The 22,680-nt window shown below is 31.4% G+C and carries 22 protein-coding genes and 2 tRNA genes; 10 read left to right on the top strand and 14 right to left on the bottom strand.

The features are described from left to right. Nucleotides 1–36: 36 nt before the first annotated feature. The 6 genes from recQ to ACPWTF_RS25230 form a co-directional block, all read right to left on the bottom strand. Nucleotides 37–2,139, bottom strand: coding sequence for a DNA helicase RecQ (gene recQ / locus ACPWTF_RS25255; RefSeq protein ID WP_427873796.1), 2,103 nt, complete (start codon nt 2,137–2,139; stop codon nt 37–39). Nucleotides 2,140–2,283: 144 nt separating this feature from the next. Continuing rightward, nucleotides 2,284–2,697, bottom strand: a complete 414-nt coding sequence (locus tag ACPWTF_RS25250; protein ID WP_379801030.1) for a DNA primase — start codon at nt 2,695–2,697, stop codon at nt 2,284–2,286. A gap of 8 nt (nt 2,698–2,705) precedes the next feature. Beyond that, nucleotides 2,706–3,674 (bottom strand): deoxyhypusine synthase family protein, encoded by a 969-nt coding sequence (locus ACPWTF_RS25245; RefSeq protein ID WP_095931202.1) that lies wholly within the window; start codon nt 3,672–3,674, stop codon nt 2,706–2,708. Between the two features lie 101 nt (nt 3,675–3,775). Next, nucleotides 3,776–5,179 (bottom strand): arginine decarboxylase, encoded by a 1,404-nt coding sequence (locus tag ACPWTF_RS25240; protein WP_427873795.1) that lies wholly within the window; start codon nt 5,177–5,179, stop codon nt 3,776–3,778. Nucleotides 5,180–5,482: 303 nt separating this feature from the next. Beyond that, on the bottom strand, nt 5,483–6,550 hold the full coding sequence (aroB, locus tag ACPWTF_RS25235; RefSeq protein WP_427873794.1) for a 3-dehydroquinate synthase: 1,068 nt from the start codon (nt 6,548–6,550) through the stop codon (nt 5,483–5,485). A gap of 139 nt (nt 6,551–6,689) precedes the next feature. Continuing rightward, nucleotides 6,690–9,380 carry an O-antigen ligase family protein gene (locus ACPWTF_RS25230; protein WP_427873793.1) on the bottom strand — a complete coding sequence of 897 codons (2,691 nt, stop codon included), beginning with the start codon at nt 9,378–9,380 and terminating at the stop codon, nt 6,690–6,692. A gap of 186 nt (nt 9,381–9,566) precedes the next feature. Here ACPWTF_RS25230 and ACPWTF_RS25225 point away from each other — a divergent pair, with 186 nt between their 5' ends. Continuing rightward, entirely contained in the window at nt 9,567–10,736 is a 1,170-nt protein-coding gene (locus ACPWTF_RS25225; RefSeq protein ID WP_427873792.1) for a proline dehydrogenase family protein, read from the top strand. Between the two features lie 111 nt (nt 10,737–10,847). On the opposite strand, the gene ACPWTF_RS25220 is transcribed toward ACPWTF_RS25225, so the two are convergent. Next, complete coding sequence (locus ACPWTF_RS25220) at nt 10,848–12,638, bottom strand: ABC transporter ATP-binding protein (RefSeq protein WP_379801025.1); 1,791 nt, start codon at nt 12,636–12,638, stop codon at nt 10,848–10,850. A gap of 263 nt (nt 12,639–12,901) precedes the next feature. Here ACPWTF_RS25220 and ACPWTF_RS25215 point away from each other — a divergent pair. Continuing rightward, nucleotides 12,902–12,976 (top strand) — tRNA-Val (locus tag ACPWTF_RS25215). A gap of 78 nt (nt 12,977–13,054) precedes the next feature. After that, nucleotides 13,055–13,135 (top strand) — tRNA-Tyr (locus tag ACPWTF_RS25210). A 58-nt stretch (nt 13,136–13,193) separates the two neighbouring features. On the opposite strand, the gene ACPWTF_RS25205 is transcribed toward ACPWTF_RS25210, so the two are convergent. Further along, nucleotides 13,194–13,418 (bottom strand): hypothetical protein, encoded by a 225-nt coding sequence (locus ACPWTF_RS25205; protein ID WP_427873791.1) that lies wholly within the window; start codon nt 13,416–13,418, stop codon nt 13,194–13,196. Further along, nucleotides 13,415–13,855, bottom strand: a complete 441-nt coding sequence (locus ACPWTF_RS25200) for a hypothetical protein (RefSeq protein WP_427873790.1) — start codon at nt 13,853–13,855, stop codon at nt 13,415–13,417. The genes ACPWTF_RS25205 and ACPWTF_RS25200 overlap by 4 nt, the downstream gene beginning before the upstream one ends. 251 nt (nt 13,856–14,106) lie before the next feature. Here ACPWTF_RS25200 and ACPWTF_RS25195 point away from each other — a divergent pair, with 251 nt between their 5' ends. The 3 genes from ACPWTF_RS25195 (at nt 14,107) to ACPWTF_RS25185 (ending at nt 17,459) form a co-directional block, all read left to right on the top strand. Next, complete coding sequence (locus ACPWTF_RS25195) at nt 14,107–14,688, top strand: RNA polymerase sigma factor (protein ID WP_427873789.1); 582 nt, start codon at nt 14,107–14,109, stop codon at nt 14,686–14,688. A 186-nt stretch (nt 14,689–14,874) separates the two neighbouring features. After that, nucleotides 14,875–16,479: a signal peptidase I gene (gene lepB / locus ACPWTF_RS25190; protein ID WP_427873788.1), complete on the top strand. Its 1,605-nt coding sequence runs from the start codon at nt 14,875–14,877 to the stop codon at nt 16,477–16,479. A gap of 398 nt (nt 16,480–16,877) precedes the next feature. Continuing rightward, nucleotides 16,878–17,459, top strand: a complete 582-nt coding sequence (locus ACPWTF_RS25185; protein ID WP_427873787.1) for an HD domain-containing protein — start codon at nt 16,878–16,880, stop codon at nt 17,457–17,459. Nucleotides 17,460–17,522: 63 nt separating this feature from the next. Here the strand turns inward: ACPWTF_RS25185 and ACPWTF_RS25180 are convergent, their stop codons facing one another. The 5 genes from ACPWTF_RS25180 to ACPWTF_RS25160 form a co-directional block, all read right to left on the bottom strand. Then, nucleotides 17,523–17,684, bottom strand: a complete 162-nt coding sequence (locus ACPWTF_RS25180; RefSeq protein WP_427873786.1) for a hypothetical protein — start codon at nt 17,682–17,684, stop codon at nt 17,523–17,525. A gap of 91 nt (nt 17,685–17,775) precedes the next feature. Beyond that, nucleotides 17,776–18,006 carry a hypothetical protein gene (locus ACPWTF_RS25175; protein ID WP_427873785.1) on the bottom strand — a complete coding sequence of 77 codons (231 nt, stop codon included), beginning with the start codon at nt 18,004–18,006 and terminating at the stop codon, nt 17,776–17,778. A gap of 407 nt (nt 18,007–18,413) precedes the next feature. Further along, nucleotides 18,414–18,917, bottom strand: coding sequence for an endonuclease V (locus tag ACPWTF_RS25170; protein ID WP_427873784.1), 504 nt, complete (start codon nt 18,915–18,917; stop codon nt 18,414–18,416). A 15-nt stretch (nt 18,918–18,932) separates the two neighbouring features. Then, the gene (locus tag ACPWTF_RS25165; protein WP_427873783.1) at nt 18,933–19,505 is read right to left on the bottom strand and encodes a hypothetical protein; all 573 of its coding nucleotides are present in this window, start codon (nt 19,503–19,505) and stop codon (nt 18,933–18,935) included. Nucleotides 19,506–19,519: 14 nt separating this feature from the next. Beyond that, complete coding sequence (locus ACPWTF_RS25160) at nt 19,520–20,041, bottom strand: hypothetical protein (RefSeq protein WP_427873782.1); 522 nt, start codon at nt 20,039–20,041, stop codon at nt 19,520–19,522. A gap of 216 nt (nt 20,042–20,257) precedes the next feature. Between ACPWTF_RS25160 and ACPWTF_RS25155 the strand changes: the two genes are divergently transcribed. The 4 genes from ACPWTF_RS25155 (at nt 20,258) to ACPWTF_RS25140 (ending at nt 22,650) form a co-directional block, all read left to right on the top strand. After that, nucleotides 20,258–21,100 carry a chromate resistance protein ChrB domain-containing protein gene (locus ACPWTF_RS25155; RefSeq protein WP_427873781.1) on the top strand — a complete coding sequence of 281 codons (843 nt, stop codon included), beginning with the start codon at nt 20,258–20,260 and terminating at the stop codon, nt 21,098–21,100. An 83-nt stretch (nt 21,101–21,183) separates the two neighbouring features. After that, entirely contained in the window at nt 21,184–21,681 is a 498-nt protein-coding gene (locus ACPWTF_RS25150) for a hypothetical protein (protein WP_427873780.1), read from the top strand. 75 nt (nt 21,682–21,756) lie between these two features. Further along, nucleotides 21,757–22,152, top strand: a complete 396-nt coding sequence (locus tag ACPWTF_RS25145) for a VOC family protein (protein ID WP_427873779.1) — start codon at nt 21,757–21,759, stop codon at nt 22,150–22,152. A 39-nt stretch (nt 22,153–22,191) separates the two neighbouring features. Continuing rightward, nucleotides 22,192–22,650 carry a GNAT family N-acetyltransferase gene (locus ACPWTF_RS25140; RefSeq protein ID WP_427873778.1) on the top strand — a complete coding sequence of 153 codons (459 nt, stop codon included), beginning with the start codon at nt 22,192–22,194 and terminating at the stop codon, nt 22,648–22,650. Nucleotides 22,651–22,680 lie beyond the last annotated feature (30 nt).

Genomic DNA, 22,680 nt, shown 5'->3' with positions numbered 1-22,680 from the left:
GTGATCTTTCCTTCGTCAAGATGACAAAAGTGATTTTTATTTTCTCTCCAGGAACGCCAATCCAAATCTAATCTTGTCATAAGACATTTTTTCTTCAAAGTAATCGAAATAAGGTCTTAATGCGTTTGGATTTTCTAATTCAATCTGAGCTTTTTCAATTTGAAGAATTTCCTCTTCCGAAACAAATTGATTTAAATCTATATCATTTCCGTCAACATATAATTTAGCCAAATGAGAAATGATTGTAGTTTCGCCCAGATTTCGTTGCTCAGCAATTTCCTTCACAGAAAGTCCGGCTTGAAATAATTCTAACGTTTTTTTATAAGTATTCTCTTTTTTATCTTTTTTGACAACCGATTTATTTCGCTGAAATTCAATTATAGCATTTATAAAATCAGCTCCGTATTTTTCTAGTTTAGCTTTACCAACACCTTCCACGGCAAGAAAATCTTCATCAGACATTGGTCTTAAAATTTCCATTTGCCTCAATGAAGCATCGCTAAAAATAACATATGCTGGAACTTCTTCTTCTTGAGCAATTTCGTAGCGTAGTTTTCTAAGCGTTTCAAAAAGAGAATTTTTAGCAGCTTTTTGTTTTGTTTCCTTGACTTCGTTTTTATCAATTACTTTTTTGACAACCGTGGTCAGTTTTACTTTTTCTCCCTCAAACAAAACTTTCTTCGCAAAAGGAGTAAGCAAAATTTTATTATGTTGATGAAAAGCAATTTCGCAATATCCTAAGTTTATAAGTTGGATAAGATATTGATTCCAATCGTACCAAGAAACATCAGCGCCTATTCCGTACGTTTTTAGCTCTTGATAATTTTTTTCGTAGATATACGCGTTTCTCGAACCTCTCAAAAAATCGACAATTACAGCTAGAGGTTCAGATTCTTTTAATCGTACAATTGCAGATAAGGCTTTTTGCGCGAGAATCGTCCCATCGAAAAAAGTTGGCGGATTTTTGCAAATATCGCAGTTTCCGCAATTTTCAGTTACCAGTTCGCCAAAATAAGACAGCAGAATTTTTCTGCGACAGCTTACAGCATCGGCATATTGCTTCATACGATCTAACTTTGCAAGCTGAATATCTGAGTTCAATCCTTCTGATGCAAATTTCTGCAATTGAATTACATCGGCGTAACTTTCAAATAAAACGGTTTCGGCTGGAAGACCATCTCGGCCCGCACGCCCAATTTCTTGGTAATATCCTTCAATATTTTTTGGCAGATTGTAATGAATAACCCAGCGGACATTTGATTTGTCAATTCCCATTCCGAAAGCAATAGTAGCACAAACTACTTGACAATCGTCATTAATAAATTGATCCTGAGTTTTAGCACGTGTTTCATTATCTAAGCCCGCATGATATGCTTTAGCTTCAATTCCGTTCTTTTTGAGTTTTTCAGCAAGTTCCTCTGTAGTTTTACGACTCAAACAATAAATTATTCCAGATTCATTGGGTTTGTTTTTAATAAAATCAATGATTTGCTTAACGCGATCTAAAGCAGGACGAACTTCAAGACTCAAATTTGCTCTATCAAAAGAAGCAATAAACGTTTTTGGATTCTTAAGATTTAATTGCTTGGTTATATCTGTTCGTGTTGCTTTGTCAGCAGTCGCAGTTAAGGCTAAAATTGGAGTAGAAGGGAAGCGACTTTTTAGATAACCCAAATTAGTATAAGCAGGTCTAAAGTCATGACCCCAAGACGAAATACAATGTGCTTCATCAATTGCTATTAAGCTAATGTTCAACTCATTGAAAGCCATATCCAAATAAGAAAGGCTTTCAGGCGCGATATAAACTAACTTAAAATGATTTGTTTTTAAATTATCAATATAATATTGCTGCTCTTGAGAAGATTGGCTGCTATTAATAAAACAAGCAGAAATTCCGTTTGTCTTTAAACTATCAACCTGATCTTTCATTAATGCAATCAAAGGTGATATAACAACTGTTATTCCTGGTAGAATTAAAGCGGGTAGTTGAAAACATATTGATTTTCCACCTCCAGTAGGCATAATTGCCAAGGTATCTTGTCCAGATAAGATGGTATTAATTATGGTTTCTTGATTGGGTCTGAATCTTTCGAAACCAAAATTTTCTTTTAGTGTAGTATGTAGAATTTCTGAAGTCATAGGCATATATTTTTTATTCAAGATTTAAATGTAAAAATAATCCTATAAAAATAAAAATATAAATTGGTTTTGTTTATTTTTTGTGTGTCATAAAAAAAAGGAACTCCCAATAGAGTTCCTTTTATTTATTAAAAAGAAAATGAATTAATCTTCATCGTCTTCGTCTTCTTCGTCATAATCAGTATCTGCTTTGTCATCATCATCGTCATCATCGTCACCACCGTCAGTATCTGGCTTGTCAAGATTATCATCATCTTCGTCATCGTCATTGCTAATATCATCATCAAGATCGATACCTTTAACTGGTGCAATTGCATCTACATCAACATCTAAATCATCATCTTCATCGTAGTTTTCAATTCTGTCAGCCAATTTAGTACTAATTTTTACTAAGTAAATTGTATCTTCAGTACGAACCTCTACAGCTTCAACCAATTCGTTTTTAGCATTTCTAAAACGGATAACATCCGAATCATCATAACCATCAGGAAATTTTTCAACCAAAAGGTTTAAAATTTCGTTGGTAAGTTTGGCGTAGTCTACTATAACTCTTTTCATAAATTATCTTATAAATCTAATAAGTATGCAAAAATTAACGGCGCAACGATTGTAGCATCCGATTCAATAATAAATTTTGGGGTTTTGATGTCTAATTTACCCCAAGTGATTTTTTCATTTGGAACTGCCCCAGAATAAGAACCATAACTAGTTGTTGAATCTGAAATTTGGCAGAAATAACTCCAAAATGGAACATCGTGCATTTCCATATCTTGGTATAGCATTGGCACTACACAGATAGGGAAGTCACCCGCGATACCACCACCTATTTGGAAGAATCCAATTCCGTTTGAACTGTTTTTAGAATACCAATCTGCTAGGAAAGTCATGTATTCAATTCCAGATTTCATAGTAGACGCTTTTAATTCTCCTTTAATTACGTATGAAGCAAAGATGTTACCCATTGTACTATCTTCCCATCCTGGAACGATAATCGGTAAGTTTTTCTCTGCAGCTGCATACATCCAGCTATCTTTTAGATCAATTTCATAATATTCTTCTAAAACGCCAGACAACAACATTTTGTACATAAATTCATGTGGGAAATAACGCTCACCTTTGTCATCAGCGTCTTTCCAAATTTTGTAAATATGTTTTTGCAAACGACGGAAAGCTTCATGCTCAGGAATACAAGTGTCTGTAACACGGTTTAATCCTCTTTCTAATAAAGCCCACTCATCTTCTGGTGTTAGATCACGATAGTTAGGAACTCTCTCGTAGTGAGAGTGAGCTACTAAATTCATGATGTCTTCTTCTAAGTTTGCTCCAGTACATGAAATAATATGCACTTTGTCTTGTCTGATTACTTCGGCAAAAATTTTACCAATTTCTGCTGTACTCATTGCGCCAGCCATACTTACCAGCATCTTAGCACCATCAGCTAATTGCTGCTCATAAGCTTTTGCAGCATCTACTAATGAAGCAGAGTTAAAATGCAAATAATGTTTTTCAATAAACTGACTGATTGGTCCTTTCATTTTTTTTGTTTTTTTTTGAATTAAAAAGTTTTAACCTTTTTTGATGTTAACGCAAATTAAGAATTTTTTAAGAAAAATTATTACTTAATCTGCCCTTTTTTTTACACCTTTTTTTTGTATCCTAAAATCTTTAAAACGTCGTCTGAAGTTTGTTGTTCTGAGAACACTTCGGTTGCCAGAATTCCATTTTCATCACGATCAATTAAAATATGTTTAGGTTGCGGAATCAAACAGTGGTGCAGACCTCCGTATCCTCCAATTGTTTCTTGATAAGCGCCAGTATTAAAGAATCCAATATACAAAGGTTTCTCTTTGTTGTATTTAGGCAAATAAATGGCGTTCATGTTTTGCTCAGAATTGTAATAATCGTCACTATCACAAGTCAGACCTCCTAACAGAACCCGTTCGTAAGTATCATTCCAGCGATTTACTGCCAGCATAATAAAACGTTTGTTTATAGCCCAAGTATCTGGTAAAGTGGTAATAAAAGATGAATCAATCATATTCCATTTTTCTCTATCATTTTGTTGTTTTTGATACAAAATCTGATAGATTGCACCACCGCTTTCACCTACAGTAAATGATCCAAATTCCGTAAAAATATTCGGAACATCAACTTCGGCTTCATCACAAGCAATTTTAATCTGATTGATAATTTCATCAATCATATATTGATAATCATATTCAAAGGCAAGTGAGTTTTTAATTGGAAAACCACCTCCGATGTTCAAACCGTCTAGAGTAGGGCACTCTTTCTTAAGAGCAATGTATACTTTAATACATTTTACAAGCTCATTCCAGTAATATGATGTATCGTTAATTCCGGTATTGATAAAAAAGTGAAGCATTTTCAGCTCTAATTTATCATTTTCCTGAATTTGTTTTTTATAGAAAGAAACTATGTTTTTGTAACCAATACCTAATCTAGAAGTATAAAACTCAAATTTAGGCTCTTCTTCAGCAGCAATACGGATTCCGATTTTGAATTTTCCTTTAATTTCCGCCTGAAGCAAATCTAACTCTTCATAATTATCAATAATCGGAATAGTGTTCTTATGTCCGTTGTTGATTAATCTTGCAATGTTAGAAATATATTCATCTCTTTTAAAACCATTGCAAATTACATAAGTACTTTTGTTGATTTTTCCATTTTCTAATAAATTTTCCACAATATTCACGTCAAAAGCAGATGAAGTCTCGATGTGAATGTTATTCTTGAAAGCTTCATTCATAATATATTCAAAATGAGAGCTTTTTGTGCAATAACAGTAGTAGTATTTTGCTTCGTATTTATTCTTTTCCATTGATTTTCTGAACCAAGCTTTTGCTTTGTTGATGTTTTCAGAAATCTGAGGCAGATAAGTAAACTTTAATGGTGTGCCATATTGTTCAACCAATTTCATCAAATCGATGTTGTGAAACAATAGGTTGTCTTTGTTTAGTTTGAATTCCTCTTGTGGAAAGTAGTATGTTTGATTTATTAGATCAGAATATTTTGTATTCATTTATTTGTCAATGTTTAGAGATTGTAATTTTACTTAATGTTAGGCTTTCTGGGGCTTAATCTTAAATTCAAACTCTAATATTGGCAAATATAATTGGCAGTTTTTCATGCTCAGCTTTAGTACATTGGAAAACATCAAAACAAAACGGGCTTTTACTATTATAGAAACGGTTCAACATTCTTAATAAAGAACTATTGAGTCTGTTTCTGTAAGAGCTAAAGCGCCTTTGCTGATTCTTTGTTTTCATGGGGCAAATGTAAAAAATAATATATACCAAATGCAATGCTTTTGATTAAAAAAAGTTTAAGATTTATAATCCTCAAACGCTTCTAGAATCAATTTATTTTCAACGGATTGGTTAATTTTTATTTTTCCGATTCCTTCAATCAATGCAAATTGAATTAAACCGTATTCATTTTTTTTGTCGTGAATTAGCAATTCTAAGATCGGATCGATGTCTTTTTCTTCAAAAATCACATCGTCATAAATGTCTTTAATTACAGTTTTAATCTCTCTATATTCTTCTTCAGAAATCAGTCCTTTTTGAAGTGAAATATAGCTTTCTAAGATCATTCCAACCGCAATGGCTTCTCCATGCAGTAAAGTGTTTTTTTCTTCACTTTCTAAAAAATATCCTTCAATAGCGTGCCCTAATGTATGTCCGAAGTTTAAAGCTTTACGGATGTTTTTCTCAGTTGGATCCTGAATAACAATTTCATTCTTGATTTCAACCGAACGATAAATCAATTGATCTAATTCATCAAAAACAATCGATTTTAAATCTGAAAATTGTCTCCAGTACGGTGCATCATATATTAACCCGTGTTTTAGCATTTCTGCCAAACCAGAACGCATTTCACTTTGTGGTAAAGTTTCCAAATATTGCGTGTCAATCAAAACCATTTGAGGCACGTTGATAACGCCAATCTGATTTTTAAGATTCCCTAAGTCAACACCTGTTTTTCCTCCAACAGAAGCATCAACCATAGATAATAATGTAGTAGGGATATTAATGAAATTTACACCTCTTTTAAAAGTAGAAGCGACAAAACCGCCCAAGTCTGTAACAACGCCACCGCCTAAATTAATAACTAGCGATTTTCTATCTGCACCAAGTTCTGTCAATATATTCCAGATTTCAATACAAGTCTCAATATTTTTATTTGCTTCTCCAGCTTCAAATTCAATAATTTCGATCGCCAAATCTGTCTCTAAAAGAGGAATAAATTTAGGCAAACAATGTTCATTGGTCTGATCGTCTACGATTATAAATATATTAGAATATTTATTCTCTCTCAAATGTTTATTTAAAGCTTCGTAAGCATTCTCATTAAAATGTACGAGATAATTATTGGCTTGAATAGATTGCATAATACTTTAGTTAATTGAAAGCGCAAAATAAGGCATTTTTAACGTAATAATATTCAAACTTCTGGGCTAATTTGTTTTAAAATAAATTATTCGATATAATTTAAACAGCTTTCTTAAAATCAAAATTATTACTGCTTAGCTAATTGCATTTATTAGCAATTAGCGCTTGAGCATCACGATAGCTTTTGCTTTGTGATATATGCAAATACTTACATGCATTACTGTTATCATTTTCCTGGAGATAACAAATTGCAAGGAAATATTCTGTTTTTCCGCCATTTAAGCCGGGATACTTTAAAGCATTTAATAAATAACTTATCGCTTTTTTTGATTGACCGACTTTTAAATAATAAAAACCAATATTTTGTGCAGCGTAAATACTTTTTGGATCAATTTTTAAAGCTTTTTGGTAAGACTCAAGAGCTTCATCCATTTTTTTCTGTTCTTCAAATTTTTGTCCTTCTGTAATTAAATCTGCGATTAAAAGATCATTTTTACGCTTTTTAAATGCAGCTTCTTCTGCATCAGTATTCTGAATTTTAGACATTAATTGTTTTGCAACCGAATAATTTTTCTCTTTTGCTAAGTTCAAATACTTAAGTGCATTGGCTTTATCATTTTCTTTTAAATAACAAATACCTAAGAAAAACTCTGTCTTTCCGCCATTTAAACCAGGCGATTTTAATGCTTCAAGAAAAGCATTTATTGCTTTTCTATTTTGCCCCTGCTTTAAATAATTAAATCCTATATTTTGAGATACGTACACATTTCTAGGATCAATTTTTAATGCTTTTTCATAGGATTGCAAAGCATTTTTTAAATCCGATTTGTTTTCAAAATTTTGACCTCCAATTAGATAACTTGTAATTAAAAGCTCATTTTTTTGTGTTGTTAAGATACTATCTTTAGGAAATTTCCTCAATCCTTCATCAATAAATTTAACTAAATTTCGATAATTATAACCGGAATATTGAAGTCCGCGAGCTGCAATATCCCATGTTTGAGGCATTGGTCTGTATTGCGAAAACAACTTGTTCTGTTTTATTATTTCTAATGTGTCCCTTTGAGATATAGCAAATTTAATTGCATTGTTAAATATGTCATAATTTCTTGGACGCAGATAAAAAGCTTGTTTTGAGTAAATATAAGCACTATCAATATTTCCTTTTTGTTTGGATATAATTTGTTTATAAAACTCAATACGTCCGGCATAACCATTAATTTTACTTGCTTTTGAAAAACAGTTAAGTGCCTTTTCGTAATTTTTCTCGCGTACATAATAAATTCCAGCATATTCAAAAAATGACTCTGAACTACTAAGTGTATTGGGATACGCTGGCATTTTATTCACTACTTCATCTCCGCTAAGAACACCTTTTGTGTTCATGTTTATATCGTCACTAGCAATTAAGTACTCTAAGTTGGAGGCTTTATAAATTATAAAAGCAGAATAACTTGTTAGTAGAGATATTATAATTATAATTGAAGCTATAATTTTAAATAAAATTTTATTTGATGGCACGATTTGATCTATTTCAGTATTAACCAAGCTAAAGGCTAAAATCAAACTAAAAAATATTGCCATTGTGGGCCTGTACATCGGGAAATTAAAGAAAGAATCTATCCCGTAAACAATTAGCAACATCAATGTTAAGATTGCGATAAGTTGCTTTTCGTTGCTATTTGGCTTAATTATCTTTTTCAAATTAATAATTAAAAGATAAATAAATATAGAAAGGTAAATTAAACCATTAAAAATACCTGTTTCAGCCAAGATTTCAAGAAAGTCATTATGGGCATGCAAAGAAACAGTTGAATCGTTAGAAGTAGTCCTTTCATAAGGAATGGATTCGACTTGATAATTACCTAATCCAATTCCAAAAATTGGATTTTTTTCGCTCATTTTAATTGCATTACCCCAAAATGTTAATCTAGCTTTTGATGAAGCGTCATCAGCATTAATCTGGCTAACTCTGTTCTCCAACGATGCATATCGTTCCTTGTCTTTAGATTTTTCAAAAATTGAATTTACAAATAATACAGCTATTAAAACAGGAATTATTAAGTATATAATCCTTGTGAAATTCGATTTGCTAAGAGATCCTTTAAGCAGATAAATGATATAGACCGTATAGATTAAAAAAAGATTTATTAAAGGAGTCCTTGCACCAGTTAGAAAAATGACTGCACTTACAGAAAATAATGCGACGAGAAGGAACCATTTTTTATAACCATCGTAATAAGTTATTCCAAGCAATAAAAATGGAACTTTGATTGTAAGACTTGCTGCAAGTATATTTATATTTCCTGTATTTCCTTTCATTGCATGCAAAAGATTTATTATGGAAGCATGTCGCGGAATAATTATAAAATTGCATAATTGCAACCAAGCCTGCAAGAAAGCGCTAATACCTACGATTATAGCAATTTTATAAAGTAGATCTAGCTTGTCTTTAAGTAGAATAGTGAGATTTATGAATAAGCAAAAAACAATTACTATTTCAGTAAATTTAGTATAAACTAGAGATGTGTTTTTTGCGGCAAAAAGAGATATTCCGCAAAGAAATACAAAAGCTAAATAAAGTTTAAAAAGAAAACTCTTTTTTAATATTGCCAATGCGGTAATTGAAGTTTTATCTGAATAAAAATAAAAGCCCAATAGCATATTTATCAATGACAAATAAAGGAATTGAGGATTGATGATTTCTAAACTTTTAAAATAAGGGAAAAAGTCAATTGCGAGTAATGAAATAATAACTGTTAGAACAGTAAAGCTTGAAGTGCTTTGCTTTCTTTTTGTTTCATTAAGTATTTTATCAATTGCATTCATAACACTCATTTTTTTGCAAAATTAGTAAAAATTCAAAGTAATTTCTTACTTATTTAGAAAATAATTATTCTATAGCATTCTTTAGCTAAAATTGATTTCTTTTTTATTGCTAAAATTGAAAAATATGATACCATTTAGTGAATAATATTCAAAACACTCTATATCTTTGCACAAAAACTAAACTTAATGGAAAAAATATTCGATAACACACAAGTTGCGTTTTCGCTGAAAAGTGATACAGAACTTGATAGAGCTTATTTCCTTTTCAAAATGATTGACAGTGAGCCTCTAGTAAGAATAGGAACTGCTGTAACAAATTTTGCAATTAAAGCTCATTTACCAGTAGAAGGATTAATTCGTGCAACTGTTTTTGATCACTTTTGTGGTGGTGTAAACGAAAACGACTGTCTTACTGTTGTAGATAAAATGTTTACAAAAGGCGTTTCGTCTGTTTTAGATTATTCTGTTGAAGGAAAAGAAGAAGAGGAGCAATTTGATGCTGCATTAGAAATGACTTTAAGAACTATTGATTTTGCTAAAGAACGTTTAGCAATTCCGTTTGCAGTTTTTAAACCAACAGGTTTAGGTCGTTTTGAATTGTATGAGAAATTAGGAGAAAAACAAACTCTTAATCCATCAGAACAAGCAGAATGGGATAGAGTAGTGGCTCGTTTTGATAAAGTTTGTGGCGAAGCTCATAAAAAAGATGTTGCCTTATTAATTGATGGTGAAGAAAGCTGGATGCAAGATGCAGCTGATGATTTGGTTACCGATATGATGCGCAAATACAATAAAGAAAAAGCAATTGTATTTAACACTTTGCAAATGTATCGTTGGGATCGTTTAGATTATTTGAAAAAACTTCATGAGGTTGCGAAATCCGAAGGTTTTTATATCGGAATGAAACTAGTTCGTGGCGCTTACATGGAAAAAGAAAACAAAAGAGCGGAAGAAAAAGGTTATGTTTCTCCAATCTGTGTTTCTAAAGAAGCTACAGATATCAATTACGATAATGCTGTACAATATATGTTAGAGCATATTGAAAAAATGGCCATTTTTGCAGGAACTCACAACGAATTGAGCTCTTATAAATTGATGGAAATGATGGCGCAGAAAGGAATCGCAAAAAATGATTCTAGAATTTGGTTCGGACAATTATACGGAATGAGTGATAATATTAGCTACAACTTAGCAGAAAATGGATATAACGTTGCTAAATACTTACCATTCGGACCTGTAAAAGATGTTATGCCATACTTGATTCGTCGTGCAGAAGAGAACACTTCTGTTGCTGGTCAAACTAGCCGTGAATTATCTATGATTAAAGCAGAACGTAAACGCAGAAAAGGGAAATAAGTTTTAGTTTTCAGTCTCAGTTTATAGTTTACAGTTTATATAAAAAAAGCTTCAATTTTCGTTGAAGCTTTTTTATTGGAATTTGGATTTTATAAAAATTGGAATTTCAAATTAAGAGTTACTAAACTGTAAGTTGCTTAAATTCTTATAAATTCCGTTTTCTAAGTTTATTAGTTCTTGGTGTGTTCCTTCTTCAGAAATTCTTCCGTTATCTAAAACTAAGATTTTGTCCGCATTTCTAATTGTTGAAAGCCTGTGCGCAATGATAATGCTTGTTCTTCCTTCCATTAGAACTTCTAGAGCTTCTTGAACTAGTTTTTCGCTTTCACTATCTAAAGAAGAAGTGGCTTCGTCTAAAATCAAAATACTTGGGTTTTTAAGCAGGGCTCTCGCAATTGCAATACGCTGACGCTGACCTCCAGAAAGCTTAACTCCACGTTCTCCAACCAAAGTTTCAAATTTCTCAGGGAAACCGTCTACAAAATTGAACGCATTTGCTTGTTTCGCGGCTGCTATAATTTCTTCTTCTGAAGCGTTTGGATTTCCATAAGCGATATTTTCTCTAATCGTTCCACCAAATAAAATAACGTCTTGAGGAACGATACTCATATTGCCGCGAAGATTTTCTAAATCATAATCGTAAATATTTTTTCCATCAACTAAAATTTCTCCTGAAGTTATATCGTAAAAACGCAATAAAAGCGAAGAAATAGTAGATTTTCCGGCTCCACTTGGTCCAACGATTGCTATTTTCTGGCCGAATTCGGCATTGAAATTCACATCTTTTAAAACCTGAACTTCCTTTCTTGAAGGATAACTAAAAGCAACGTTATTGAAAGCTACATTTCCTTTTATTTTTTCAACTGCCGAAAGCCTTGGCTTAGCATTGATTTCTTCTGGAGTTTCTTCTAATAATTCAAAAACACGCTCTGTTGCGCCAACTGCTTTTTGAATTTGTGCGTACATTTCTGCAATTCCACCAAAAGAAGCACCAATAAATGTAGTATATAATACAAATGAGATTAAATCACCAACACCTTCAACTTCTCCTTTAATCGTTAATGTGATTCCGTACCAAACAACAGCAACAACACATCCGAAAAGGCAAAGAATAATAAACGAAGCAAAATAACCTCTATATTGACCACCTTTAATAGCGATTTTTACAATTTCTCTAATTTTGTTTTTATAGCGCTGAATTTCGTACCATTCGTTAGCAAATGCTTTTACATTGCTAATTCCTTGTAGCGTTTCTTCAACTATAACCTGGCTTTCGGCAACTTTATCTTGTGTTTTTTTTCCGTATTTGCGAATGAATCTTCCAAAGATCACAGCAGCAACTGCTACAATAGGTACAATTGCCAGCATCATTAAGGTTAATTTTGGACTAATGCTTCCTAAAATTACAAAACCTCCAATAATTAAAATAAACTGACGCAGAAACTCTGCAATAGTGGTGCTAAATGTATCTTGCAATTGCGAAATATCGGCACTGATTCTACTATTAAGTTCTCCAACACGTTTTTGAGAATAAAACGACATGGGTAATTTTATCAGATTCTCATATAATGCAAAACGAATATTAGAAAGAGAGTTTTCGGTAAAATTTACAAACAATGAAATTCTGAAAAACGAGAAAATTGCCTGAAGTCCAAGAATTACCATTAAACCAAGAGCAATTTCGTTTGCTTTAGAAAGGTCTTTATTCGTAACGCAATCAACCAGCATTCCCATCAATTTAGGAAAGGCTAGGGCAGTGGCGCTTGTTAAAAATAAGAAAATCAAACCTAGGAAGAATTTCCATTTGTGGTTTTTAGCGTATTTAAAAATTCGGAGAGCTTTTTGAAGGGAGTTAGAGTTTAATTTAGCTTTAGGTAAATCATTTTCTTGAAATCTTGCCATTTGAATATACAATTAAGGTACGCAAAGGTATGACTATAGCAAATGAATACAAAAAGAATATTCTGAATTAGCTTTCGAGCATTGAATTTTTAACTTAAATTTAGAAATTGCAGATTTTTTTGCTTTTTTAATTCACTGAAAAATAGTTTTCTAGATATTTTTATTGATGTTTTTTTTACTTTTTTCAAAAAAAGGCTTGGAAATATAAAATCTAGCTGTATATTTGCACTCGCAATCACAAACGATAGCAACCTAGTAAAATAGGGCGATTAGCTCAGCTGGTTCAGAGCACCTCGTTTACACCGAGGGGGTCGGGGGTTCGAACCCCTCATCGCCCACAAAAATATCCTTAAGAAATTAAGGATTTTTTTTTGAATTTCTTTAATGCAATAAATTGTAATTTGCAATCCGATTTTGGGGAGATACTCAAGCGGCCAACGAGGGCAGACTGTAAATCTGCTGTGTGAACTTCGCAGGTTCGAATCCTGCTCTCCCCACAAAGAAACGAAAATCCTGTAAGTCTTTTGATTTACAGGATTTTTCTTTTTTAGCACCTTATTTTATTTCTATACTTCCGCACAAAATTTCTTTATCTCTTATTTTATAAAAAAGATTTTGTCGCTTTAAACTAAATTCTGCTCGCAAGACACCATATTGATTTCCTCCAATCAAACGAAACATTACAACATAAAATCCAGTTGATTCTTTTGGTTTAATAGTTCTTTTTAATGAAGACGGTTTATCAATATTCTTATCAAAAAAAGGTTCTAAGTTTGTCAAACCATAATTAAAAAAGGTATTTTCTGAATTGTCATCGTGTCAGATGGAATCAATGTTTTGTAATATTTTCCAGGCAAAGTAGGAATCTCATAAGAATCTATAGGAAAGTTAATTCTCAATTCAATAGAATTATCTGTTTCATTGATTATTCGAGTCCAAAATCCAGCATAAATGTATTCGTTTCCTTTAGGATCAGTATATTTTATTCCGCCTTTGGGCAGACTATTTTGTACTATTAGACTTTTGTCTTTAGAATTAGTGTATACATATTTAGTATAAATGCTCTTATCAATATTACTATTAGATTTTTTATTCTTTTCTGTATTCTTTACTGAATCTAAAGTTTGTTTATCAACAGTATCAAATCCTGAATTAATATCTTTCTTACAGGAAAAAAGTACGGTTACTAGTATCAGTAGTATTGTTATTTTATTCATTTTCTGTAAATAATAAATTGATTTCTATTTCAAGCAATTTAAAAAATATTTCAGGTTAATACATTAACCTTTTTAATATAAACAAAAGCCCTATAGCAAGAACAGTTAGAATGTTAAGTTTATGATTTTTGGAGGAAACTGGAATTATATAAAAAAAGACCCTATTTTGATACTTTAAAGTCTTAATAGGCAAAAATATACATTCAATTCATCTTTAATTTTGCAACTCCAAAAATTAAAAATTTGATGTTATGACTGAATTGAATATACCTGACTCTTTATTGATAAAAAAATACGTAGAAGGCAACGAAGAAGCATTCTCAAAATTAATCAACAGACATAAATCTCGAATATATGGTTTTATATACTCGAAGATTAAGGATACAGATATTGCAAATGATATTTTTCAAGATACGTTCATTAAAGTAATTAAAACACTTAAAAGCAATTCTTATAAGGAAGAAGATAAATTCGTTTCTTGGGTTATGAGAATTTCTCACAATTTGATTATGGATCATTTCCGTAAAATAAAACGAATGCCAATACATAGAGATACCGATGAATTTTCCATTTTTTCTATTTTATCTGATAATTCTCCAAATATTGAAAATAGAATAATTACAAACCAGATTCAAATTGATTTAAAAAAACTCATAGAAGAACTCAATGACGATCAAAAAGAAATAGTTGAAATGCGATTATATCGTAATATGAGTTTTAAAGAAATATCTGAAGAAAAAGAAATTAGCATAAATACAGCGTTAGGAAGAATGCGTTACGCAATAAACAATTTAAGAGCAATTATTAAGAAAAATAAAATTACACTAACATAAAAAGCTTATTTTATATTAGGGTAAATGGCATTGCACTAAGATTATCGAATTAGCCGAGAAAGGCAATTAAATTCTAAATTTTAGTTGTTTGTGTTTTAGTATTTGTAACAAATTATACAAAATACTACTTATACTAAATCAATATATTTTTAGTATAAAAAGACAAACAATTAAACCCTCAAAAATATGAATTTATCGCAATGGCTTATTTTTATCTTAATCGTTCAAATTATCCATGGATTATCTACTTGGAAACTTTACATAAAAGCTGGAAGAAAGCCGATAGAGTCATTTATTCCTTTTTACAATTTAGTTGTAATGATGAAAATTATAAAACGTCCTCTTTGGTGGGTGTTATTACTTTTCATTCCGATAATTAATCTTTTGATGATTCCTGTAGTTTGGATCGGATTCATTAGAAGCTTTGGTAAAAACTCCACAAAGCATACGCTATTGGTTTTGATAACATTTGGCCTCTACATTGCGTTTTTAAACTACGCTTCAAAAGATGTATACTATATTGAAAATAGAGATTTACGCTCAGAATCCAAAACAGAAGACACAATAGGATCTCTTGTATTTGCTATCATTGTCGCGACATTGGTTCACACCTATATTATTCAGCCCTTTACAATTCCGTCTTCATCTCTAGAAAAAACATTGTATACGGGTGATTTTTTGTTTGTCAGTAAAATTAATTTTGGCGCACGAGCACCAATGACTTCGGTTGCATTGCCTATGGTTCATGATTCGATTCCTATTTTGGGCTTGAAATCTTATTTATTTAATGATGATTTTACCAAAAAGGAAACCTCATTATTGAATAAGTTTCAGTTGCCGTATTTTAGATTTCCAGCCTTAGAAGAAATCAAACGTAATGAAATTGTGGTTTTTAATCAACCTGCAGATACTTTGCGAAATATGGATAATTTTAATCCGGATCGAAACTATTACAAACCAATTGACAAAAAAACAAATTTAGTTAAACGATGTGTTGGAATACCTGGTGATACTCTAGAAATTCGCGACGGAGATATTTATATTGATGGAAAAATGTCTGTATTGCCAAAAAGTGCAAAACCTCAATATAATTTTCTAATTGACACAAAAGGGCAGGCAATAAGCCAGGATGAGCTTAAGTCTTATGGAGCAAGAGAAGGTTTGAGATATGACAACGGCTATTTTGCATTAACCAATACTGGAGCATATTTTTTGACTCTAACAGATGATGAAGCTAAGTTAATGGCAAGCAATCCTGTTGTAAAAAGCGTTAAAAAACAATTGACACCAAAAGGCGAAGACGGAAATGTATTTCCTCATATCCGATCATTGGGTTGGAATATCGATAATTATGGTCCGATTTATATTCCGAAGAAAGGAAAATCCGTAAAATTAAATATGGAAACGCTCCCTTTTTACAAACGAATTATCGAAGAGTACGAACACAACAGTTTAAATATTAAAGGCAACCAGATTGTGATAAACGGAAAACCAAGCGACACTTATACTTTTAAACAAGATTACTATTGGATGATGGGAGATAATCGCCAAAATTCTTTAGATGCAAGATTCTGGGGATTTGTTCCTTTTGATCACGTAATTGGAAAACCCGTATTTATCTGGTTTAGCTGGGAGAAAAATGCTTCTGGCATTAATAAAATAAGATGGAATCGTGTTTTTTCTGTAACAAATGGAAGCGATGAACCTAAATCATATTTAATCCATTTTTTAGTCGTTCTAGGCCTTTTTATGATAGCAAACAAATTGATAAAAAGTAGAAAAAAGCAATAGGTTTAAACACATAAAAAAGAAACTCCTTAATTTCTTAAGGAGTTTTTTTATGCTATATTTTTAAGCTTTATACTTCTATTTGTTTTGAAAAGAAATCATCCATTGATTCTTTATATTTTGGCAAAGCATAATCAATTATTTCTTCTCATAATCGAGAGCTGTATAAAATTCGACAAGGCCTATTTGCGCTCTTTTTAGGTTTTATGCTACTATTAAATGGTTTGGCAAAAATTCCGCAGAAGATCAATTATATTCTTATTGGAATTTTTATTGCAGCCATAGCCATTATGCGATTTTTTGAGATAGGGCGATATTAATTTTAAACTTTAAAACGATTGCAGATCTTTAGAAAAAGCAATACATTACAACAATATAAAAAACTACAATACACAAGACAAATGAAAGAGTACAAAGACTGGTCAATAGATGAAATTCAGAATATTTGGAAACTGGTTTCAAAACTTCATGATGGACAAAAATATGGTGGATTTGATGAAGGTGAAAAAGTTGAATATCTGAATCATATCGGAGGTGTGGTTTTCGAGATTCTAAATGCCGCGCGATTCACAGAAAATATGAATATTGATTTGGCAATCAAATGCGCAATGCTGCATGATACTATAGAAGATACCGAAATGAAATATGAAAAAGTGATTGACTTATTTGGCAGTCAGGTTGCATCTGGCGTTCTTGCTTTAACTAAAGATGATAAAATCGAGGATTCTTCAGAAAAAATGATGGATAGTTTAAGAAGAATCAAACAACAGCCAATAGAAGTTTGGGCAGTTAAAATGGCCGACAGAATTTCAAATCTATACGAACCACCTTTTTATTGGAATGATGATAAAAAGCTAAAATACATTGCCGAAGCCGAAGTTTTGCACAATGAACTGAAAGACGGAAACGAATATTTGGCAAACCGATTGAAAATTAAAATTAATGAATATCATCGATTTTTGAGTTCGAATCAAGTGTTATAATAGAAAAACTCCTCAAGTAATTGAGGAGTTTTTCTATTTTTTCTATTTAACTTTCACTAGCATTTATTGTTCAATACAGTCACAATTTTTATCTCCATAATAACCAGCTTGTCTTCTTTCAGTTTTTATTTTCTTAAATACAATTGTGTCCGTTACTATTGGTTTAACATCAGCACTGTCTTTTGATATATACTGTGAAAAAAGAATGATTAAATCTTTTTCCAACTTATCAGTACTAACATTATAACAATTACAATCTTCTCTAAAAGAGCTATCATTCAGAGAATTTTCTAAAAATCTAAAAGAGTATGTTTGTTTATTTGGACACTGTTATTCTAAGTGCAATTCTAAAAATAAAATAGGAGTCTTTAGTTTTATCAACATAATTGTTTTCAGAGGTGCAGGCTTGACCAATTTGAATAATACTATTGTCAAATAGCTTTACTTGTTTTTTATCTGGTTCGTATAAATATCGGTTATAATCTAAAATATTTTTGTCTACATAAGATCTTGGATAACAGAAATAAAATATAGATGAGTAAGACAAAAAGTTTAATAAGAGAAGTAGAAAGCGAAACTCTTTAGACGGATTAACTTTAAAAGTTTTTTTGTAAATGAATATCTCAATAATTGACAATACGGCTAAGGACAAAATAAAAACTAGCAGAATTATAATTATTTCTGTCTTTTCATTTCTGCTAAAAACAGAAATATTTACTCCTTGAAAAATTGATACTAGGTATAGAGCAAATGATAAGATTAAAAACGAGAAATTTGGAAGGATAGCCTTAAAAAACAGGTTGTTTTCTTTACACTTCAATAGCAAAAAAAATAATGAAACTATCGAAGACACTACAAATGAAAAAAATAAAACAATTATTAGAAAAATAATCGCATCTAACCCCTGATTCAAATGATACATATTTATCTCTATAATTATTAAGTTCTAATATTTTATTCTTCCTTCGTCAATCTATCCAATTCTTTCAGTAAAGTTGGAAATCTAAACTCGCCGGCCATGCTCTCCACTTTTTTGTACGCTTCATCCAAATCAATTCCGATAGAAGTTATGTATAGTGGTTTCTTGCTATCGCCTCTGAATAGGGCTTTTTTATTCTTTTCTATAGAAGCGAAATTCGTTTTGGCAACACCAATAATCGGAATTTGTTTATTCAGTTTCTCGTATAAATAACCGCCTAGACCGTATTTGTTTTCATCGTTTAAATAAACAAAACCATCAACTACTATAACATCAATAGTCGACAAATCTATTTGTTTTAACAAGCTCAGGATACAAGGCAATTCTCTTTTGTAGAATTCTCCGGGTATATATTCTTCTACGTTATCTATTATTTCTGAATGAACTTTGAAGTTCTTATCTTCATTCCATTCTGCGAATTCAAGGCAGATTGTTTTTGCTTTTTGGTCAAAATAATAGGTGTCAAAGGCTAAGATCATATGGGTATGGTATGTTTATTTTGAATTAATTTTCTGCAATTCGGCGTACATTTCATTTAAAAAAGACTGCTGTCTGGAATCGTCTTTAAAATAACGCTGATAAATGACACTGCAACTTTGTACATCAGCTATATTTTCTTTATTAAAAGACCAATCATCAGTGTTTTTAATTGTTATTCCTAAACCGTCATTGCAGCTTTGCCAAAGTTCTGAGAATTTAGTTTTTTGATCCTCGTTCAATTTACTAAAATCAGCAGTAACAGTATAACCGCGCATTTCTGAATTAAAAAATTTATAAATCGATTTTACAGGAACGCCGCCCCAAATTAGTTCTTTTCCTTCAGGGAATTCTATCGTAGTCAGTTTTTCTTCTTTGAGTTTATGATCTTGCTTTCCTTCTTTAAAAAACTGCTCCTCGTAAACCAACTTTGATCCTATTGGAACTGGAACTTTTTTTACAATTAAAGGTTCAGTAGTAATGAAATAGGGATAGTTTGGAGTTGAATTTCCGCCTGTCGGATTCATGTTTCCAACGCATCCTGCAACTATCAAAGCAAATAATGAGCTAAATGGTCTTAAGAGTTTCATATTCAATAATTTTACTAGTGTCCTAAATAAGGAGCGGCCATCATTTCTGTCTTAATATATTTTTCAGAAACAGTATCTGTATCTATAGGTTTCATTTCACTTTTAACCTCTTTTAACCAGCCTTTTTTATCTGGGACATAACTTTCAATTAATGCGCCACCATGATAGGGATTGTAGTAATTAACCGTAAGAATTAAAGTATCTCCTTTTACTTTATAAAATCCCTCTCTGGCAATCTTACCTTTTATGGTCGCATATTTTTGAATATTTGCTACAGTAGATTTAGTATTACCGAATGTAAAATCGTATTCAATCAATACATCATTTGGAGTTTGTTCGGACATTAAAGTATTCATGCTGTTTTGGTAAACATCATAGACATGGCCTTTCAGTTTTATTTTTGCTATTCGCTGGCTTTCTTTAGTGGTATTACTATAAGAAACAGGAACCGTTGTCGTTTTTTTAATTTTCTTTTGTTGAGAATGTCCACTAAAAGCACCTAAAATAAAGGCAAATACAAGAAATATACTTTTCATGTTTTATAATAAATCGATTAACTAAAATCCTTTCTCATTTAGGTTAAAAAAGAATTCTTTTGAAGCTAATATAGGAAAAATCATCACTTAGGCAGTGAAATAAATTAATTAACTTAAATAAACGATTTATTAAATTCAAAATCAGGTTTTTGAAAAATCCTAAAATAATGTAGTTTAGCTAAATTTTAGAAAACATTCTTCAAATAGTATTTCAAAATGAAATGGATTACCAGAGAGAGACCTAAAATAGATCGAATTGCCTGTCCGTGGCTGATTCGAAAATTTGTCGATCCTGAATCTGAATTTATCTATGTTCCTTTTGATGACGTTTTAACCAAAGCAAAGAAACTTGGCGCCATTCCGTTTGATATTCCAGATGTTGAGTTTACTCATTATAATGAAGAAAGCACTTTTGATTATATAGTCAAAAAATATGAGATTAAAGATCCAGCAATTAAGATTATTGCAGGAATTGTACGCGGCGCTGATACTGATAGGCACGAAATTGCTAAAGAATCGGCGGGACTTTGGGCCATTTCTGCTGGACTGGCTTATAATATTACCAATGATTACGAATTGTTAGAAAAAGGAATGCTTTTGTATGATGCCTTATACAGTTGGGCAACACATTTATATCAGCAAAATCATTTGCAGAATAGTCCATTCGAAAAACTATTGCATGAAGTGTATAATAAGTTTTTAAATGACAAGAAAACATCGGGCAAGACGCCGTCTTGGGTAAAGGATTTAAAGAATATCATTCAAGACCAAATTGACACTCAGTTTACTTTTGATTTAAAGAAAATTTCAAGCGAATTAGATTTGAATCCGTCGTATTTGTCTAGAGAATTTTCAAAGCATTTTGAAGATTTGAATTTTGGCGAATACGTTAGAAAACTTCGTATTGAAAAAGCAATTCATCTCATTGAAAATTCCTCGAGTACTTTAACAGAAATTGCTTATATAACGGGCTTTTCTGATCAAAGTCATTTTACGAGAATTTTCAAACTTCATACAGGAAAAAATCCTTCTTCCTATAGAAAAAAAACAAAAAAGTAAACCAGATACAAAAGGTAAATTGGATTCTATTTTTTGAAAATGAATGCTTCTAGCTTTGTTTATCTAATCAAAAACTAGAAACAATGTCATTTAAGCATATTTTATTTTTTACAGTACTACTTATTGGTTTTACGTCTTTTTCTCAAACTACATATCCTAAAATAGTGGGATATTCTGGCATTATGCATCCAATAGTTACTATTAACGAAGATGAAACTACTATAAATTTTAGAGATTATTACGCTGTTGGTTTTCCTACTGGAATAAATATCTGGAAAAACGAAAAAATCGGATTCTCATTTGAAATCGTTCCCAACATAAAAGAGGATCAAGGAACGAGCAAAGTAACCAATTTGTTATTCCATCCAGGTGTTTTGGTCGCTTTAGGAAAAGGCTACACATTTGCCGGACGAGCCGCTTTTGAAAGTGGTGGCAGATATGGTTTTACTCCGGTTTTTAATAAAACAATTATAAAAAATACAAGCTGCAGTTATTACGTTGCTGTGCCATTGCCCGTTCGTTTTGGAAATGATCATCCTGCTAGTTTTACCGTAGGTTTTCAGTTTGGAATTGCTTTTTAAGGTTCGTAAATAGAATTAAACCAAGTGTTTACCAAATTAATTGATTAATTTAGTTATCAATAAAAACTTAAGTTTATGAAAACTAAAATGATATGGGCCAACTTGGTTTCGAGCGATATACAGAAAACAATTCAATTTTATACTGCTCTTGGTTTTAAGCAAAACGGAGAAGAGACAAAAGAATTAGTTAGTTTTGTTTTTGGAGAAAATGATTTTGTAATTAATTTTTTCGCGCCAAAAAGACTAGAAAATGCTATAAAAGGAAAACTCTCCAACACGAATGTAGATAACGAAATTATATTTTCTTTGTCTGCAAATAGTGTAGAAGAAGTGGATCTTTGGCATCAGAAAATTAAAGAAATAAAAGGAACTGTTTTTTCTGAGCCTGAAAATTTTGAAGTCGGTTATACTTTTGGTTTTTCGAATCCAGACGGGCATAAATTTAATTTTCTATATTGGCCAGAAATGTAAATTTTAATCAAAAAACATCTTAATTCTAGAAACAAAATAATGCAAATAATAGAATACACATTTGGAGAATTTCTTATTACAACAGACAAATCTAAACTCGACATTACTGCAATACATGATTTTTTGTCTAAAGATTCTGGATGGAGCGATAATATTCCGTTAGAAAATGTAAAAGTTTCAATTGATAATTCATTGAATTTTGGGCTTTTTCATGGAGAAAAACAAATTGGTTTTGCTAGAATTATATCCGATTTTTCTACTATTGCCTATTTAGGAGATGTTTATGTTTTGGATGATTATAGCGGAAAAGGACTTTCTAAAGAAATGATGGACTGCATTATGTCGCATCCTAATTTACAAGGCTTGAGACGATGGATTTTACTGACTTCTACTGCAGAATGGCTTTATAAAAAATATGGTTTCCAGAATGTTCCTAACCCAGAAGTTTACATGGAACTTTACAATCCCAATGTTTATAAGGACACTCAAAAAGTTTAATTCTTTTTGCCATATGGCAAATTCTCAATA

It is taken from the genome of Flavobacterium sp. MMS24-S5, assembly GCF_050320125.1.
Lineage (GTDB): Bacteria > Bacteroidota > Bacteroidia > Flavobacteriales > Flavobacteriaceae > Flavobacterium > Flavobacterium tyrosinilyticum.
Note: the sequence above shows the minus strand (reverse complement) of the source record. Positions and strands in the feature narration are given on the sequence as shown.